At 29.9% G+C, this 17,240-nt stretch carries 17 protein-coding genes and 1 pseudogene; 17 read left to right on the forward strand and 1 reads right to left on the reverse strand.

The features are described from left to right. Positions 1–56 precede the first annotated feature (56 nt). The 3 genes from JJQ93_RS02975 (at position 57) to nifS (ending at position 3,159) form a co-directional block, all read left to right on the forward strand. Complete coding sequence (locus JJQ93_RS02975; RefSeq protein WP_274892696.1) at positions 57–1,385, forward strand: replication-associated recombination protein A; 1,329 nt, start codon at positions 57–59, stop codon at positions 1,383–1,385. A gap of 133 nt (positions 1,386–1,518) precedes the next feature. Beyond that, a complete protein-coding gene (locus JJQ93_RS02980) occupies positions 1,519–1,968 on the forward strand; it encodes an RrF2 family transcriptional regulator (RefSeq protein WP_013788221.1) in 450 nt (149 codons plus the stop codon). A gap of 9 nt (positions 1,969–1,977) precedes the next feature. Then, entirely contained in the window at positions 1,978–3,159 is a 1,182-nt protein-coding gene (gene nifS / locus JJQ93_RS02985; RefSeq protein ID WP_274892697.1) for a cysteine desulfurase NifS, read from the forward strand. 15 nt (positions 3,160–3,174) lie between these two features. Here the strand turns inward: nifS and JJQ93_RS02990 are convergent, their stop codons facing one another. After that, positions 3,175–4,524 carry a helix-turn-helix domain-containing protein gene (locus tag JJQ93_RS02990; protein WP_274894042.1) on the reverse strand — a complete coding sequence of 450 codons (1,350 nt, stop codon included), beginning with the start codon at positions 4,522–4,524 and terminating at the stop codon, positions 3,175–3,177. A 198-nt stretch (positions 4,525–4,722) separates the two neighbouring features. On the opposite strand from JJQ93_RS02990, the gene JJQ93_RS02995 reads away from it, so the two are divergent. The 14 genes and pseudogenes from JJQ93_RS02995 to JJQ93_RS03055 all read left to right on the forward strand — a co-directional run bounded on the left by JJQ93_RS02995 (position 4,723) and on the right by JJQ93_RS03055 (position 17,140). Then, the gene (locus JJQ93_RS02995) at positions 4,723–4,953 is read left to right on the forward strand and encodes a hypothetical protein (protein WP_274892698.1); all 231 of its coding nucleotides are present in this window, start codon (positions 4,723–4,725) and stop codon (positions 4,951–4,953) included. Positions 4,954–5,447: 494 nt separating this feature from the next. Beyond that, positions 5,448–6,767, forward strand: a complete 1,320-nt coding sequence (locus JJQ93_RS03000) for a radical SAM/SPASM domain-containing protein (RefSeq protein WP_274892699.1) — start codon at positions 5,448–5,450, stop codon at positions 6,765–6,767. Between the two features lie 4 nt (positions 6,768–6,771). Then, positions 6,772–8,055 carry an MFS transporter gene (locus JJQ93_RS03005; protein WP_274892700.1) on the forward strand — a complete coding sequence of 428 codons (1,284 nt, stop codon included), beginning with the start codon at positions 6,772–6,774 and terminating at the stop codon, positions 8,053–8,055. 164 nt (positions 8,056–8,219) lie between these two features. Then, positions 8,220–8,717: pseudogene (locus JJQ93_RS13075) on the forward strand (IS4 family transposase); the annotation flags it as partial. Further along, on the forward strand, positions 8,668–8,901 hold the full coding sequence (locus tag JJQ93_RS03010) for a hypothetical protein (protein ID WP_274892701.1): 234 nt from the start codon (positions 8,668–8,670) through the stop codon (positions 8,899–8,901). The pseudogene JJQ93_RS13075 and the gene JJQ93_RS03010, both read left to right, overlap by 50 nt. Before the next feature lie 155 nt (positions 8,902–9,056). Next, positions 9,057–9,887 carry a CPBP family intramembrane glutamic endopeptidase gene (locus tag JJQ93_RS03015; protein WP_274892702.1) on the forward strand — a complete coding sequence of 277 codons (831 nt, stop codon included), beginning with the start codon at positions 9,057–9,059 and terminating at the stop codon, positions 9,885–9,887. Between the two features lie 33 nt (positions 9,888–9,920). After that, the gene (locus JJQ93_RS03020) at positions 9,921–10,520 is read left to right on the forward strand and encodes a hypothetical protein (protein WP_274892703.1); all 600 of its coding nucleotides are present in this window, start codon (positions 9,921–9,923) and stop codon (positions 10,518–10,520) included. Between the two features lie 711 nt (positions 10,521–11,231). Continuing rightward, on the forward strand, positions 11,232–11,378 hold the full coding sequence (locus JJQ93_RS03025; RefSeq protein ID WP_013787914.1) for a hypothetical protein: 147 nt from the start codon (positions 11,232–11,234) through the stop codon (positions 11,376–11,378). Between the two features lie 36 nt (positions 11,379–11,414). After that, a complete protein-coding gene (locus tag JJQ93_RS03030; RefSeq protein ID WP_274892704.1) occupies positions 11,415–12,446 on the forward strand; it encodes an AI-2E family transporter in 1,032 nt (343 codons plus the stop codon). A 107-nt stretch (positions 12,447–12,553) separates the two neighbouring features. Then, positions 12,554–15,187, forward strand: coding sequence for an alanine--tRNA ligase (gene alaS, locus JJQ93_RS03035; protein WP_274892705.1), 2,634 nt, complete (start codon positions 12,554–12,556; stop codon positions 15,185–15,187). Between the two features lie 83 nt (positions 15,188–15,270). After that, positions 15,271–15,522, forward strand: a complete 252-nt coding sequence (locus tag JJQ93_RS03040; protein ID WP_085113667.1) for an IreB family regulatory phosphoprotein — start codon at positions 15,271–15,273, stop codon at positions 15,520–15,522. A 63-nt stretch (positions 15,523–15,585) separates the two neighbouring features. Next, complete coding sequence (ruvX, locus tag JJQ93_RS03045) at positions 15,586–16,008, forward strand: Holliday junction resolvase RuvX (protein ID WP_085113666.1); 423 nt, start codon at positions 15,586–15,588, stop codon at positions 16,006–16,008. 63 nt (positions 16,009–16,071) lie between these two features. After that, positions 16,072–16,377, forward strand: a complete 306-nt coding sequence (locus JJQ93_RS03050; protein ID WP_085113665.1) for a DUF1292 domain-containing protein — start codon at positions 16,072–16,074, stop codon at positions 16,375–16,377. Between the two features lie 322 nt (positions 16,378–16,699). Further along, a complete protein-coding gene (locus JJQ93_RS03055) occupies positions 16,700–17,140 on the forward strand; it encodes a Fur family transcriptional regulator (RefSeq protein ID WP_013787920.1) in 441 nt (146 codons plus the stop codon). Positions 17,141–17,240 lie beyond the last annotated feature (100 nt).

Below are 17,240 nucleotides of genomic sequence, written 5' to 3' on the forward strand. Positions count from 1 at the left end.
ATATGTATAGTATAATAATGCTGATGTATGAATAAAGTTTGTAAAAGGTGAAAATCATGGATATGTTTCAATTTGCACAAAACAATTTTAGAAAAAACAATGCGCCGTTGGCAGATCGCATGAGGCCAACTACGCTTGATGAGTTTGTTGGTCAAAAGCATATATTGGGGCATGATAAGCTTTTATATAGAGCTATAAAAGCGGATAAAGTCAGATCGCTTATATTTTACGGACCTCCTGGTACAGGCAAGACAACGCTTGCAAATATAATAGCTAATACGACGAAATCAAGCTTTGAAAAATTAAATGCTGTAACATCAGGAGTTACAGATATAAAGAAAATAGTAAATGAGTCAAAAGATAGATTATCTATGTATGGAAAAAGAACCATATTATTTGTTGATGAAATACATAGATTTAATAAATCGCAGCAGGATGCACTGCTTCCGTATGTTGAAGATGGGACGATAATTTTGATTGGTGCTACAACTGAAAATCCTTATTTTGAGGTTATCCGTCCTTTAGTATCAAGGTCTATGATATTTGAACTATACCCTCTTAGTGATGATGATATAAGAGAAATAGTTTTACGAGCTTTAAACGATGAAAAGCGTGGACTTGGAAATGAAAAGATCAAGATTACAGATGATGCGTTAAATCATATAATTGCATATTCTGATGGTGATGCAAGGACGGCACTTAACGCGATAGAATTAGCATTTTTAACTACAGAGAGAGATGAAAATGGAGTAATTAACATAGACATTGAAGTAGCTCAAGAGTGTATCCAAAGAAAAGTGCTAAAGTATGACAAAAATGGTGACAATCATTATGACACTATTTCTGCTTTTATCAAAAGCATGAGGGGGTCTGATCCTGATGCTGCTTTATATTGGCTTGCAAAGATGATATACGCTGGAGAAGATCCCATGTTTATCGCAAGGAGAATAGTTATTTGTGCAGCAGAGGATGTTGGAAATGCAGATCCTAATGCGCTTAATATAGCCGTATCTGCTATGCAAGCAGTAAATCAGATCGGTATGCCTGAAGGAAGAATAATACTTGCACAGGCTGCAATTTATGTTGCCTGTGCGCCTAAAAGCAATTCAGCTATAATGGGCATAGATAGTGCACTTGATGACATTAAAAATCTAAAAACTGGTGCTGTTCCAAAGCACCTTCAAGATGCCCATTATAAAGATGCAAAAAATTTAAATCGAGGTGTTGGGTATAAGTATGCACATGATTTTAAAAATCATTATGTAAAACAACAATACCTCCCAGACGAATTAATAGGGAAAAAATATTATTGTCCATCTGCAATGGGGTATGAAAAGAAAATATCAGATTGGCTTAAGTTTTTGAAAGATGGCGGTAATGGTTAAGGATAATTATTTGCTATAAGGATATAATAAAATTTAGTTTTACATTCGTATAAATTATTGACAAAATAAATTTATAATGTTATTTTATTTAGTAGAAATCCGAGCAGAATAGTCGGTATTAAGGAGGGTCTATATGAGATTATCGACAAAGGGAAGATATGGAGTTCAAGCCATGTTCGAGCTTGCATTGTATTATGGTGAGGGACCGATATCCTTAAAGGTTATAGCTGAAAATGAAGGACTATCAGAACATTATTTAGAACAGCTTATTGCTGTTTTAAGAAAGGCTGATTTAGTAAAAAGCATACGTGGAGCGCAAGGCGGGTATATGTTGTCTGCTCCGCCTGATAAGATTACTGTAGGGGATGTCATTAGAACTTTGGAAGGGTCACTTGCTCCTTCAGATTGTGTTGTAGAGGATATACCATTTGAATGCAGCAGATCAGGTGGATGTCCGACAAAAGTTGTATTAGAAAAAATTAGAGATGCTATAAACAAAGTGATTGATTCGATCACATTACAGGATATGGTTGATGATTATAAAAAAATGATACAGAAAAATTCTTACATGTATTATATATAGGAGGCTTTTATGAATAGGATTTATCTCGACAATGCAGCGACTACTCCACTTAAAAAAGAAGTTTTAGATGCAATGATGCCGTATTTAAGCAATAGCTTTGGCAATCCTTCTTCACTTTACTCTTATGGACAAGAAGCTAAAAAGGCAATTGAAGAAGCCAGAGATAAAGTAGCTGCTGCAATTGGCGCTAATGCAGATGAGATTTTTTTTACAAGTGGAGGTACAGAGTCAGACAACTGGGCTTTAAAAGGTACTGCGTATGCCTTAAAAGACAAAGGTAACCACATAATAACATCCAGCGTAGAACACCATGCAATACTGCATACATGCCAATACCTTGAGAGTCAAGGATTTGAAATAACTTATTTGCCTGTAGATGAGTATGGATTAGTAGATCCAAATGAATTGAAAAGAGCCATAAAAGACAATACAATACTTGCATCGATAATGTATGCAAACAATGAGATAGGTACTATAGAGCCAATCCAAGAGCTTGCAAATGTGTCTCATGAGAAAGGTGTATTGTTTCATACAGATGCAGTACAAGCTGTTGGAAATGTGCCTATCGATGTAAAAAAATTGGATGTGGATATGTTGTCAATGTCAGCCCATAAAATATATGGGCCTAAAGGAGTTGGAGCACTTTACATTAGAAAGGGCTTAAGAATTGATACACTTTTACAAGGTGGTGCGCAGGAGAGAAACAGGAGAGCAGGGACAGAAAACGTGGCTGGAATTGTGGGATTTGGAACGGCGATAGAACTTATCACTAAAAACATCGATGAGCACGTAAAGAAGTTGACAAGACTTAGAGATAAGCTTATTGATGGGATACTAAAAATACCATATACCCGCCTAAATGGACATCCAATAAAGAGACTTCCTGGGAATGTCAATGTTTCTTTCGAATTTGTTGATGGCGAATCGCTTATATTAAGTCTTGACATGGAAGGAATCTGCGTATCCAGCGGTTCTGCATGTACCGCCGGAAGCATTGATCCATCACACGTACTATTAGCGATTGGACTGCCAGAAGAAATAGCCCATGGTTCATTGAGACTTACCATAGGAGAAGAAAATACGGAAGAAGAAATCGATACGGTAATAAATAAGCTGCCTAAAATCGTAGATAGATTGAGGCAAATGTCGCCACTTTTTGAAAGGGTTAAAGAGGAGAAAAAACTTGTATAATTACGTGTGATGGATTCATTGCTGAACCATCACAATGTTTTTTCTCCCATTTTTATTCATGATTTCATTTTGCTTTGCTTTATAAAAAATGTCTTTTGTAATGTTATATAAATCATCATAAAGCAGCAATAAATCGCGATAATAGTATTGTGCTAAAAAATACTTCTCACATTTTTTAAGTAAATTATAGGCATCATCAAATGATTTTTGTAAATATTTTATATGGCCTATCATAAATTCATAATTGTGTTTACTCATTTCAGAGAGTTGGTGGACTTCTATATTACTTGAAATCTCCATTACTTTGTCATAATTGCCGATGTTAAAATATAATATCATTTCTTGAATGAAAAAGCTTAAGTATAGCTTATTATATTTTTTATATTCATCTTTACATCTATTGACCACTTCAAAAGCCTTATTAAAATTACCGCTATATCGAAGAGAATTTATATAGTTTAGATGACATCTTCCAGCATCATATTCGTCTTCAAAAAACTTAAACAACAATATCGCCTTTTCGATGTATTTAATGGACTTATCATAATTACCTACATTATAGCAAGCTATGTTTAAAGACATATAAATATGAGGCATTGCTCTTACATATATAAAATTGTCATGCGTATTAATAAAATTTTCCAGCAAATTTATAACCTTTTGAAATTGGTTAGTATTAAGATATAGATAAGCAAGATTATTATGTATAATAAAGCAGATAGAATGGTTCAAAGAATCAAATTCGCATAAATATTTTTTAGCCAGTTCTAAATAGCATATTCCTTTTTCATAATCATGATTTTTAAGCATTATTTTAAATAGTATATTTAAAGCCTGACAAAAATTGTCTATATTCTGCTTTTGAGTATCTTCCTTTGATTTAAGAAATAAATTAACATATCTTTTTAGATATTTCAAAGCATCATTATATAGTTTTATATTAAAAAAAGACGCGCCAGCATAATAATATTTGTTAAAATCTTGTATTTTTAAAAATTCATCATGATTGTACTCAATTAATTTCACTATTTCATAATAATTCTGATTATTAAATAAATCGCTGATGATAGAAGATGATATATTATCATTTTCTATTAATTCATCATATGTAATATCATTAACAAAATAACTTAAAGGTACTTCAAGCCTTTCAGATATGTGAATAAGTTGTTCTAAGGAAGGTAAAGCTTTATTATTCTCAATCTTGCTTAAAACAACTCTGTTCATAAAATTATCGCACAATTGGCTTTGAGAAATTTTCTTTTGAAGCCTCAAAGCCTTTATTTTACTTCCTATGTAGAGATCCAACAATAACACCACCTTGTAACAATTAGTTACAATTTTGTATTTTTTACTTGATGACATATAAAAGTATAAGAAAAAACGCAAATGTAGAAAAATATATAGCATTGGTGAAATATTACAATTATTTTTAAATATTATACTACTTTTACAAAAAAATATAAAGATACTATAATAAAATCCAGAAAGATAATTCGATTGGTTTAACGGCATAAATAGAAACAAAGATAAAGATTTTATCAATTCAGTGGGGTGAATAAAGTGAGAAAATTGATTCTAATTATCCTGACAATAGCGATTTTATTAACAAATACTTTCATAATTCCTCATAAAAATATGGCATTTAAGCAAATTCCACAAAAATACATTGTAGCCGATGAAGCAGGACCGGGAATACTTGTTGAAAAAAGCGTTAGGGTAATGAAATTTAAAGCCTGTTTAGTGTGGTTAAATTCTTCAAGTTTAGTTTCAAACCTTAGGTTAATAAAATAACATTTCGCAATGAGGAAATTTTATAATTAACATTTATATTTAAATATATCAATATATTGTACTTGTTTATTGTTTATAACACTATATATTGATAATTTACTTTTTATTTTTGATTGTGCAATTTCCTCAGACATGTGGTAAATATTCAAAATTAAAGAAAATTATAATAATTATACAACGTAGATATTAAAGTGTCACAAATGGCGCTTTAATATAAAACAATTATCGGCCGATAGAATCAAAATTTTAATTAAAAAGGGGGTAAAATCATGAAAACCATAAAAACAAAGTCAACTAAAAGAAATGCTATCGCATGTGGAATTCAAATTGGCTAAATGATGATCATTAAATCGACTGTATAACACAAAATGATAAAGTACAGGTAGTAATATTATGTACCTGTACTTTATCATATATCTTTATAATAAGAGCTTAATTAGATGATTGTTTAAAGAATAATTGTAAAGTTATTTTATTTGATAAGAGGTGAAAAAATGTTAAAAAAATCAAAGTATAATGTAGAATATTACATTGATGAATCAAATTTACTTTTATTTAACACTAATACAACGTCGTTAGTTATTTTAGATAAAGAAACACAAAATATTTATAATGATATTGAAAAAATTATTGACTTATCGAACTTTAATGCAAAAATTGTTAGAAAAATAGAAGCATTAAAAAACAACGGTTTTTTAATAGATAAAGATATTGATGAATACAAGATCATATGTGCAGAAGAAAGATTGTCAAGGTATAAAAATACAGAATTAAATCTTACAATTGCACCTACTATGAATTGTAATATGGATTGTCTGTATTGCTATGAAGATAAATATGCTAAAAATATGAATGAAGAAGTAATTAAACAATTAATTGAATTTGTAAAGAAAATTATTATGGAAAATAAAATAAAGAGGTTAAAAACATTTTGGTATGGAGGCGAGCCTCTTTTAGAAAAAAATATAATTAAAATTTTATCAAAAAATTTTATAGATATATGCGATAATAATAATATAGATTATGAGTCATCAATTGTCACTAATGGCACTTTGCTAGATCCTGATACGGTAAAAATGTTAAAAGAAGAATGCAATATAACAAAAGCACAAATTACAATAGATGGTCTTAAAGAGATTCACAATAAAAGAAGGATTTTAAAAAATGGTGAAGATAGCTTTGAAATAATTGTACAAAATATAGATTCTGCTATAAAATTATTAAATATAATAATAAGAATAAATGTTGACAAGGATAATTTTGAAAATATAGAACAGCTAATGGATTTTGTTATTTATAAAAAACATTGGGATGACAAATTAAAAATTTATTTTTCACCTGTAGTTAAACAGACAAATGCTTGTAAAGCAGACATTAATAAATGTTTTTCACAAAGAGACTTTGGTATGTTAGAAAGTAAATTGCTAAAATTATTATATAGTAAAAATGCTAATAATCTTTTAGATAATTTATATCCAGTTTGTAGAAAACTTTTTTGTACTGCAATATCATACAATTCATATGTTATAGATCCTGAAGGTTATTTATATACGTGTTGGGACTTGATCGGAATAAAAGAAAGAAGCATAGGTAATTTGGTAGATGGAATAATTTTAAATAATGAATATGTACATTGGCTTACTCTTGATACCCCTAATCAATGTATTGATTGCAATTTACTCCCTATATGTAATAGCGGTTGTCCACTTGAAAGAATAAAAAATAATAATCGCCCAATGTGTAGTTACAAAACAATAAGCTTAAAAGATAATATTCTAATTAATTATAATTTATTTAAACAAAGTGGGAGGTAAATAAATGAATCTCTCTCTCTTTAGAAAAAAGAATTTTTTGTTTCTTATTACTGGGAAATTTGTATCTCTTATTGGAAGTGAAATGCAAAATTTTGCATTATCGTTGTACGCTTTAAAAATTACGGGTTCTGCAACGAAATTTGCATTAGTATTGGCTATTACTTTAGTACCTCAAATAGTATTTGGTAATATTGCAGGTGTCATTGCCGACTGGTTTGATAAAAAGATATTACTTATGATGTTAGATTTACTAAGCGCAACAATTGTTGCAATTTATGCTGTTATTTTTAAAATAAATGATGCTTTAACATTAACTCAAATTTATATTTTATCAGTTTTACTTTCTACTATTTCCTCAATGTTTAATCCTACAATAACAGCAGTTATGCCTTCCATTGCAGAAGATTATGAATTAGCGGATGCTAATGGTATTAATACGATGTTTATGAATATAGCAAATTTGATTTCACCCATTATAGCTGGTATTTTATTAGAAGTTTTTAATATATTCATAATATTGACAATTAATGCTATAAGTTTTCTTCTTTCATTTATGTGTGAGGCTATGTTAGAAATACAGAAAACAAATGATAAACCAGAAAAAATAAACTTAAATTCGTTTTTAAATGACTTCTTAACGGGTATTGATTTTATTAAAAGTAAAAGGCTAATTTTGAATATATTAATTATAGGTATAATTATTAACTTCACATCAAATCCTATATTATCTGTGGGGTTAACATATATATCGAAACAAATATTAAAAATTACAGATTATCAATATGGAATTTTGCAATCTACATTTGCAATTTCTATGATCACATCACCATTCATATCTAGTATAATTACAAAAAAATACAAATTAGGTAAAATATTATTCTTGGATATATTTTCGGTTTCCATATTATATTTTTTATTGTCATTTATAATTTCTCCTATCTATTTGCAGGGATTTACTTACATTCTTAAACCATACATAAGCTTAATGATAATAATATTTTTTGTCGGATTAATTACATCCATCGGGAATATAGCTTTGACTACTATGTTGCAAATAGAAATACCTTTAAAGTTAATAGGTAGAGTAATAGCGACGATAAGTACTTGTTTAATGATAGTGACTCCATTAGGACAAATGATATTTGGAATTTTATTTGACAAAATTCCCGGTTGGATAAATATCATTATATGTGCTTCTGTAAACTTTTTTGTAATATTGTTTTTTAAAAATTATTTATTATATGGTGAGCAGGAACACTTTGTAACTACAAAGGATGGAATAGGGTAATAAATTTTGGTTTTTGATTTAGATATTAGAGACTTAAACTTCGCACTTATAAAAGTAGCTCTGTACCCTGATAATTCAATATTATTTGGCTATAAAATAGCATGAGACCTCCATTTTTGGTATAATTGAATTATCAAAAAACAAACAAACTGGAGGCTCATGCTATGAATAGTATAACACAAAATAACCAAATTGATAATAAGGTTTCTACTTCGATTAAAAGTTTCTTCAAAAAATATAGAATTTCGGCTGCTTTAAGGTTATCGAATGCTTACAAAAGCAAGGGCATTCCCGTTATTTCCATTTTCGAGTACTTATTCTGCATGATGATCTTTATCAATAGATCTATGTTTATGAATATGCTAATGGGTACAAATCAGGTTGGTTTTAAGAAGGACACGGTTTACAGATTCATAAACTCTATTCATATTAATTGGATTCGGTTTACCACTTGGCTTAGTACATAGATTATAAATGAGACAACTACTGGGTTAACAAGCGACAAACGCATAAATGTTCTTATTGTTGATGACTTTTTATTCGAACGCTCTAACTCTAAAAAAGTAGAACTACTAGCAAAAGTATATGGCCATGCTAAGAAAACATACAAGTATGGCTTTCGCCTACTTACACTCGGATGGTCAGATGGAAATACTTTTATCCTACATACAGGATGAAATGTCCGATATTACGTTGATTCAGGCTTTTCATCTGCTTATGCAAGTATTCATAGATACAATAGTAGATAAACTATCGTTATCTTCAGAACATCTGGACCAATTACTTAATGCTTTTATGGCTGCGTTTCCCAAAGAACTTAAGGAAAGACTTCCGAAGTGTGCATAATTGCGTAAATTACTATTACTTTTTTCTGGCAAAGTATTAAGTTTTCAAGGAACAGAGTAATTATTTATGTGCGAAGTTTTAGTTAATTATTTTTCAGTGTATTCGAATATATTCCGTATTTTTTTTAAATTAGACTGAATAATGAGGTGAAATATATGATAAAAAGATTTAATATTTTAATTTTAATATTTTTTATTTTTGTCATGGCTTTATATTTTTATCAATTTATAATGATATATTTGTTTGAAGGTATATATCATTTTTTTAATATAAGAAATAATGATCCATTAGTTATGACAAGTAGTAATTTAGTCTACAATTTTATTACGGAAATTTTGTTGTTAGTTTTAGCTATATTTCTACTAAAAAAATTTAATTATATAAAATTTATTAAGATGTCTTTTAAATCTATAATTAAAGCATTTATATTTATGTTATTATCGCTGACATTTACTAAGTATATACTAGATATATTTAAAATATATAATATTTTTTTGTTGTTCGATTTTAAGAATATTATTGCAAACTGGAACAAGGTAGACTATATTGTTGCAATATCACAAATGATTTTATTTATTTTAGTTGCTTTATCAGAAGAATATTTATATAGAATTACTCTTTATTTTAAAATATCTGAAATATTAAATTTAAAAAGCAACGTCTTAAAAATAGTATTTAGCGTGATATTAACAAATATTTTATTCTCAATTGCCCATTATCCTATACGTCATTATAATATTTCTAAACTTTTTGAAATATTTATAACAGGTATCTATTTCAGTTATCTTTTTTTACGAAGTAGAAATATATACTTAGCTTGTATGATGCATTTTTATTTTGACTTTCCGATTTTAACAACGATTGACATTGGATATTACCATTACGAGGAAATTATTCTTTTAGTGATTTCAATTATGTTAATAGAAAGTTATTATATGGTTAAACGCTATTATCTTAGACTATTTAGCAGATACGAACAGAGTTAGACAATATTATTTTTATAAGATATGGAGGATAATATGATAAAAGGAAAAGAATTAATAAAAATAATTTTAACAGTTTGCGCTTTTATTGCAGTAGTATTTTCAGTTATATACATAATAAAAATTTTCATTTTAAAATACAATAACTTATATTTAACAACTATGACGAATTATGGAATACAGCTTTTGATGCTAGTTTTTGCATTATATTTGTTAAATAAATTTAACTACATAAAATATGTAAAGTTTACCTTAAAATCTTTTTTTGAATTAGTTGCCTATACAATGTTGCTTATAATTCTTATAATAATATTATCAAAGGCATTTCATATTGGATATTATTTTGTGTGGAATACTGGAAACTTCGTGACGATATTATTTCAAAATTTTTATTTTGTTTTTGTAGCATTAGAAGAAGAATTTTTATTTAGGGTGGTTCTTTATTACAAAATTTTAGAAACAATTATTGTGAAGAATAAAACTTTAAAAGTAATAATTGTTGTCATTCTATTAAATATATTATGTTCGATATCACATTTTCCTATAACGTATTTGGTACATCATGAAGATATGAATAAAAAAATCTACGGAAGGGAAAATTTTAAAGGAAAGACACGTTATTATGAAGAAAGGTGAATTTAAGTACACATTTAAAATCATAAAGCCATTTATAGCTAAAGAGAGATTATTGGCTAATATATTGATATTGATTTTGAGTTAGAGATTGAGAATGAGTTAATAATCAATTTGGCAGCGGTTCCCTAATTTTAACAAAAACAGAAATAATGCAGTTACAGCCCAATAAGAAAAAGGCATTCATCTAATAAAAAATATAATAAAATTTAAGGAGTTAATATGTTATATGATTAAAAAACTTTATATTATTTCAGTGTATTTTTATTTGTTAGTCGGTAATTTAATAATCAAAAAAGTAGATTTAATGTTTTCACAGATGCTAAATGCACGCAATGAATTTTTGAGCATGTCATTAATTTATTTTGTTTTTGGGATCTTGATAGGCTTTTCAAAGTTGTTATATAAACCTATTAATGGCAGCAAATTAAAATTTGATATATGGAACTTCATTCCTTTCATGTTACCGTCTGCTATGATTTATATTTTATCGTTTAATGGAATTTTAAATAGGAATATAATATCATCGAATGTAATAGGACTTTTGGTAATATTATCCGGTTATTCTATATCGTCATCTTTATATTGGAAATAATAAAATGATAGGTTTACTAATTTAAAAAAGTGGTATACTAAAATCATCGATATGTTGAAATAAAAGTTCTTGCACTTGCAGATTTACGCTTGATTGAAATTTAAGATAGGAGGGTTATTATGGATGACAAAGGAAAATATTTAAAAGGTTTTTTAACTGGTGCGGCGGCAGCGGCATTTATTTTACCGAGAATCAATTCAAAAAGGGTTAGACAATTAATTCAGATGGGGTTAACTAAAATTGCTCACAGAGCAAATAAAATGTAAAAGGGCTTTTAGCCCTTTTATTTAAAGGTGTTTTATATGAGAATATGCAAAGGATATATTAAATACATTATATGGATAATTATAGCATTTATTGTTTTGTATTTTTTTTATAGGAATGCAAATAAAATAAAAGAAATTTTGTTACCATTGTTGGTTTCTGTTATACTTGCATATCTCATAAATCCAATTGTGACATACCTTGAAAGAAAAGGTATAAAAAGAGTACAATCTATAATAATTGTTTATTTTTTGCTGATGATTGTATTATCACTTTTTGCTATTTTTATATTTCCAGTAATTGTGAATGAAATATCGAATCTTTTTAAAATGATACCGGATTATATTAGCCTATTGAATGACAAAGTTAATAATATTAAAAATGATTATTTATCGTACTTGCCAAAAGAATTTAATAAAATATTCATTAAGCGAGCAAATATGTTTGATAAGCAAATGGAATTGATAGTTGACAGAGCAATGCAAGGCATTATCTCGATGACAAGTCATCTTGTAAATTTGATATTATCACCTATTATTACTTTTTACTTACTAAAAGACAAAGAAGTTTTAAAAAATGGCATTAACGAGTTTATACCACAAAAAATGAGAGGAACTTTTTTGAAGATTTTAAAAGATATTGACTATGTCTTAAGTAATTATATTAGAAGCCAAATATATATTTCATTAATAGTGACAGTTTTGACGTCAATAGGACTGATGACATTAAGAGTAAAGTATTCTTTGTTAATAGGTATATTAGCTGGCATATTAAATGTAATACCGTATTTCGGACCTATATTAGGTTCGATTCCAGCAGTTGTCATGGGGCTTATGGATTCATTTTATAAAGGCGTATGGTCATTCGTTGTATTTTTTTTAGTACAGCAAATCGAAAGTGCTATAATAGCCCCCAAAATAATGAGCGACAATGTAGATTTGCACCCTATAACAGTCATAATTGCTCTTTTGGTAGGAGAGCAGTTTTTCGGAATATTAGGTATGCTTTTGTCAGTTCCTGTCGTAGCTGTGGCAAAAGTGATATTTAAGGATATTTTTATGGAGTTATAATTGCAATTGTTGACTTTAATTAGGCTTTCTTGTAAAATATACATAAAAAGAGAAGGTTTCTGCCGTCCCTTGTAGGGCGTTTTTTTGTAAACATAAGGAGGATATTTATGGAAAAACTCGGAATGAATGAGATAAGGGAGAAATATCTTAGTTTTTTTGAAAGCAAAGGACATTTGAGATTGCCAAGTTTTTCACTTGTACCCAAAAATGACAAAAGTTTGCTGCTTATCAATGCTGGAATGGCTCCTTTGAAACCGTATTTTACCGGTAAGGAAATTCCACCAAGCAAAAGAGTTACTACATGTCAGAAATGCATTAGGACTCCTGATATAGATAGAGTTGGAAAGACGGCAAGGCATGGGACTTTTTTTGAAATGCTGGGCAATTTTTCTTTTGGTGATTATTTTAAGAAAGAAGCAATACCATGGGCATGGGAGTTTGTGACGAAAGTCTTAGAATTGCCAGAAGATAGATTATGGGTGACTATTTATGAAAACGATGATGAGGCTTTTGAAATATGGAATAAAGTTGTTGGACTTCCACCAGATAGAATTGTCAGAATGGGTAAAGAAGATAATTTTTGGGAGATTGGAACAGGACCATGTGGACCGTGTTCAGAAATATATTTTGACAGAGGGGAGGACAAGGGTTGTGGGAAGCCTACTTGCGGTGTTGGTTGTGATTGCGACAGATTTATTGAGTTTTGGAACCTTGTGTTTACGCAATTTGACAAAGATGCAGAAGGAAACTACAATCCACTGCCCAAGCCTAATATAGATACAGGTATGGGGCTTGAAAGAATAGCGACCATAATGCAAGAGGTTGACAGCATATTTGATGTTGATGTAATTCGTGGTATTACTGATTATGTTGGTAAAATGGCTGGTGTAAAATATGGTGCTGATAAGAAAAGCGATGTATCTTTAAGAGTTATTACGGATCATATTAGAGGGGTTACTTTCATGATATCTGATGGAATATTGCCATCAAATGAAGGTAGAGGATATGTCTTAAGGAGATTATTAAGAAGAGCAGCAAGATATGGCAAGCTATTAGGACTTGATAGGCCATTTCTATATGATGTAGTGGATGTTGTTGTTGAACATTATAAAGGTGCGTACCCTGAAATACAAGAAAGAAAAGAATACATAAAAAGTGTAATAAAAAAAGAAGAAGAACGATTTAAAGAGACGATTGATCAAGGATTAGATATACTTGATGGATATATCAATGATTTGAAGGCTTCAGGAGAAAATGTATTGGAGGGCAGTAAAGCATTTAAACTGTATGACACATATGGTTTTCCCATTGAGCTTACTAAAGAAATATTGAGCGAATCTGGTATGTCGGTAGATGAAGATGGATACCAAAAGGAATTAGAGAACCAGAGATTAAGAGCCAGAAGCAGCAGAAAAGAAGATAATGCCCTTTGGGAAAAGGATATTTATTCGACCATGAAAGATATTGAGACAAAGTTTGTCGGTTATGAGGTATTTAAATCTGATGCGAAAGTTTTGGCTATTATAAAGGATAACGAGCTTGTTAATTTTGCTGAAGCGGGAGAAGAAGTAAATATTATTTTAGATACGACGCCATTTTATGCAGAAAGCGGTGGCCAAGTTGGAGACAGCGGCATAATAAAAAGTGAAGATGTCTATATTAACATAAAAGATTGCAAAAAAGCTGGTGGGAATAAATTTGTCCATATCGGCACTATTGAAAGAGGCATTTTAAATGTAGGTGATACAGTAGAGGCTATAATAGATGAGAAGAATAGAATGAGCACAGCAAGAAATCATACTGCGACACATTTACTGCATAGTGCTTTGAGAAAGTTTATAGGCGACCATGTACATCAAGCAGGATCTTTGGTTACGCCAGATAGACTTAGATTTGACTTTACTCATTATCAAGCGCTTACCGCTGACGAAATTAAGATGATAGAAGATGAGGTTAATGAGAAAATTTACGAAAGCATCGATGTGTCGATTGACATTATGTCACAGGATGAAGCTATCAAAAAAGGTGCAATGGCACTCTTTCAAGAGAAATATGGTGATGTGGTAAGGGTCGTAAATATTTCTGATTACAGTAAAGAGCTTTGTGGAGGAACTCATGTCACTAATACTATTCAGATAGGAGCTTTTAAAATCATTGCGGAAAGTGGTGTCGCCGCAGGTGTCAGGAGAATTGAAGCTGCGACAGGGTTAGGCGCTTTAGAATTTTTGAACAAAAAAGGAGAATTAATTTCTAATATAGAACAGATACTAAAGGTTAATGAAAAAGACATTGTGGATAGGATCGCTGATTTAAGTCAAACTATAAAGGACTTAGAAAGACAATTGGAACAGCTAAAATCAAAAGTAGTGTTATCAATGTCAGACAAGTTAATTAATTCTGCAGAGGACATAAATGGAATAAAATTTGTTAGTGCTACATTAAATGATTTGGATGTAGATGAGCTTAAGATGATGGGAGATATACTTAAGGACAGATTAAAAAGCACTGTTATAATACTTGCTACAATTAGAGATGAAAAAATTAATTTTGTAGGAATGGCGACGAAAGATGCGGTTGAGCGGGGAATTAACGTTGGCAATATCATAAGGGAAATATGCCAAGTTGCAGATGGCAAAGGCGGTGGACGAGCTGATATGGCTCAAGGTGTCGGCAATAATTTAGAAAAGATAAATATAGCTTTAGAAACTTCAAGATCTTTGTTCATTGAAAAACTTAAATAAAAATTTAACTTGACTACTATTCATAGTTTAATATATTATAGTCGTATAATATATTAAATGAAAATCCCATAGAGGTGATAAAAATGGCTGACCGCAATGATGAAACCGTAAGATTTCATTTTGAAAATGAAGACGGTAAAGCAAAAGACATACTGAATTCTGTATATGATGCTTTGTTGGAGAAAGGATATAATCCTATAAATCAGATAGTTGGTTATATTTTGTCAGGTGATCCTACATATATAACAAGCCATAAAAATGCTCGAAATCTTATAAGAAAGATTGAGAGAGATGAATTAGTTGAGGAATTAGTTAAAAATTATTTAGAGAAATAGAGTTTAGCCTCACACGTCTTATAAGTGTGAGGCGTATTGTATGCGTGAATGGAGAGAGTAGAATTGCGCACAATAGGTTTAGACGTTGGTGATAAAACCATAGGTATTGCTGTTAGTGACCCATCAGGGCTTATAGCACAAGGAATTAAAACCATAAGAAGAGAAAGTTTAGATAACGATGTATTTGAGATAAAGAAGATTATAGATGCGTTTAAAGTAGAGGAAATTGTCGTTGGTTTTCCTAAAAATATGAATGGTACAATAGGAGCTCAAGGGCAGAAAGTGATCAATTTTGTGGAGTATTTAAAAAAAGAAATTGATTTACCTATAATGTTGTGGGATGAAAGGTTGACGACAGTCGAGGCTAATAGGATGCTTGTGGAAAATGCTGACATGAGAAGGGACAAGAGAAAGAAAGTCATAGATAAACTGGCAGCCACGATAATTCTACAAGGGTATCTTGATTATAAAAGGAAATCAATTTAACTTGACAGGAAATTTTTTGTATACTACAATGGGATTATCGGTATAAGAAATGAGGTGATTTTGTTGGATAACGAATTTAATAATGACATTATTGAGCTTATCGACGAAAATGGCAATGAAGTAGATTTTGAACTAATTTCATCTTTTGAACTTGATGACACAAGGTATGCTGTTGTTGCACCTATAGACAGTGACAGCGATGATGCGTATATTTTGAGAGTTGAGCAAGATGAAAATGGTGAAGACATATTTGTCGGAATAGATGACGAAGATGAGTTTAATGATGTAGTAGAAGCTTACAACGAATTATTGGAAGAATATGAATGTGATGATGATTGTGACTGCCACCACCATCATGATGACGAATAGATATACCTTGAAGGTATATCTATTTTTATTAAGCAAAACTCTCCTATATAACAAATATTACCTGGGAAATAACACCATCAAAACTTTCCTTTTTATTGTCGTTTTCAAAAAATACGTTATTTATCTTAAAAGATTGATGATTTATGTGCAAATAAAGGATTTATAAAAATATTTTTAATTTCAATTGAAAATACATCTTTTTTTGTGTTAATATAAGGTTATATTAATGATACATCTAATTTTATTTTTGCAAAAATAGTTGACAATTGAGAATGTAATGCATAAACTTTTATAAACAGGTAAAATGTAAGGTGGTGAAAAAGTGAACGAAATAGATGATATAAAGGAGAATTTGAAGCAAAAGGGATTTAAGTTGACAACACAGAGAAGGGCAATACTTGACGTTATAATAGAAAATCGCGAAAAGCATCTGTCTTCAGAGGAAATATATGATCTCGTAAAGGAAAAATATCCAGAGATAGGTCTTGCTACTGTCTACAGGACTTTACAGCTTTTTGATGAAATGGGCATAATATACAAATTAAACTTTGATGATGGACGCAGCAGATATGAGCTTTATCACAATGAAGATCATCAGCACCACCATTTGATTTGTTTAAAATGTGGTAGTGTGATAGAGATGGAAGGGGATTTGTTAGAAAACTTAGAAGAAGCGATAGAAAATACGAAAAACTTTCAAATTATCGATCACAATGTAAAATTTTTTGGGTATTGTAGCAAGTGCAAACAAAATAAAAATTAGGCCTGTCAGATTGACGGGCTTAATTTTTTATATCCACTTGAAGATGAGCACTAAATAAAGTATAATACAATTAATTAGTGTGTTGTACGGGTAATGTTTT

Source organism: Thermoanaerobacterium sp. R66 (genome assembly GCF_028895185.1).
In the GTDB taxonomy this organism is placed as follows: Bacteria; Bacillota; Thermoanaerobacteria; order Thermoanaerobacterales; family Thermoanaerobacteraceae; genus Thermoanaerobacterium.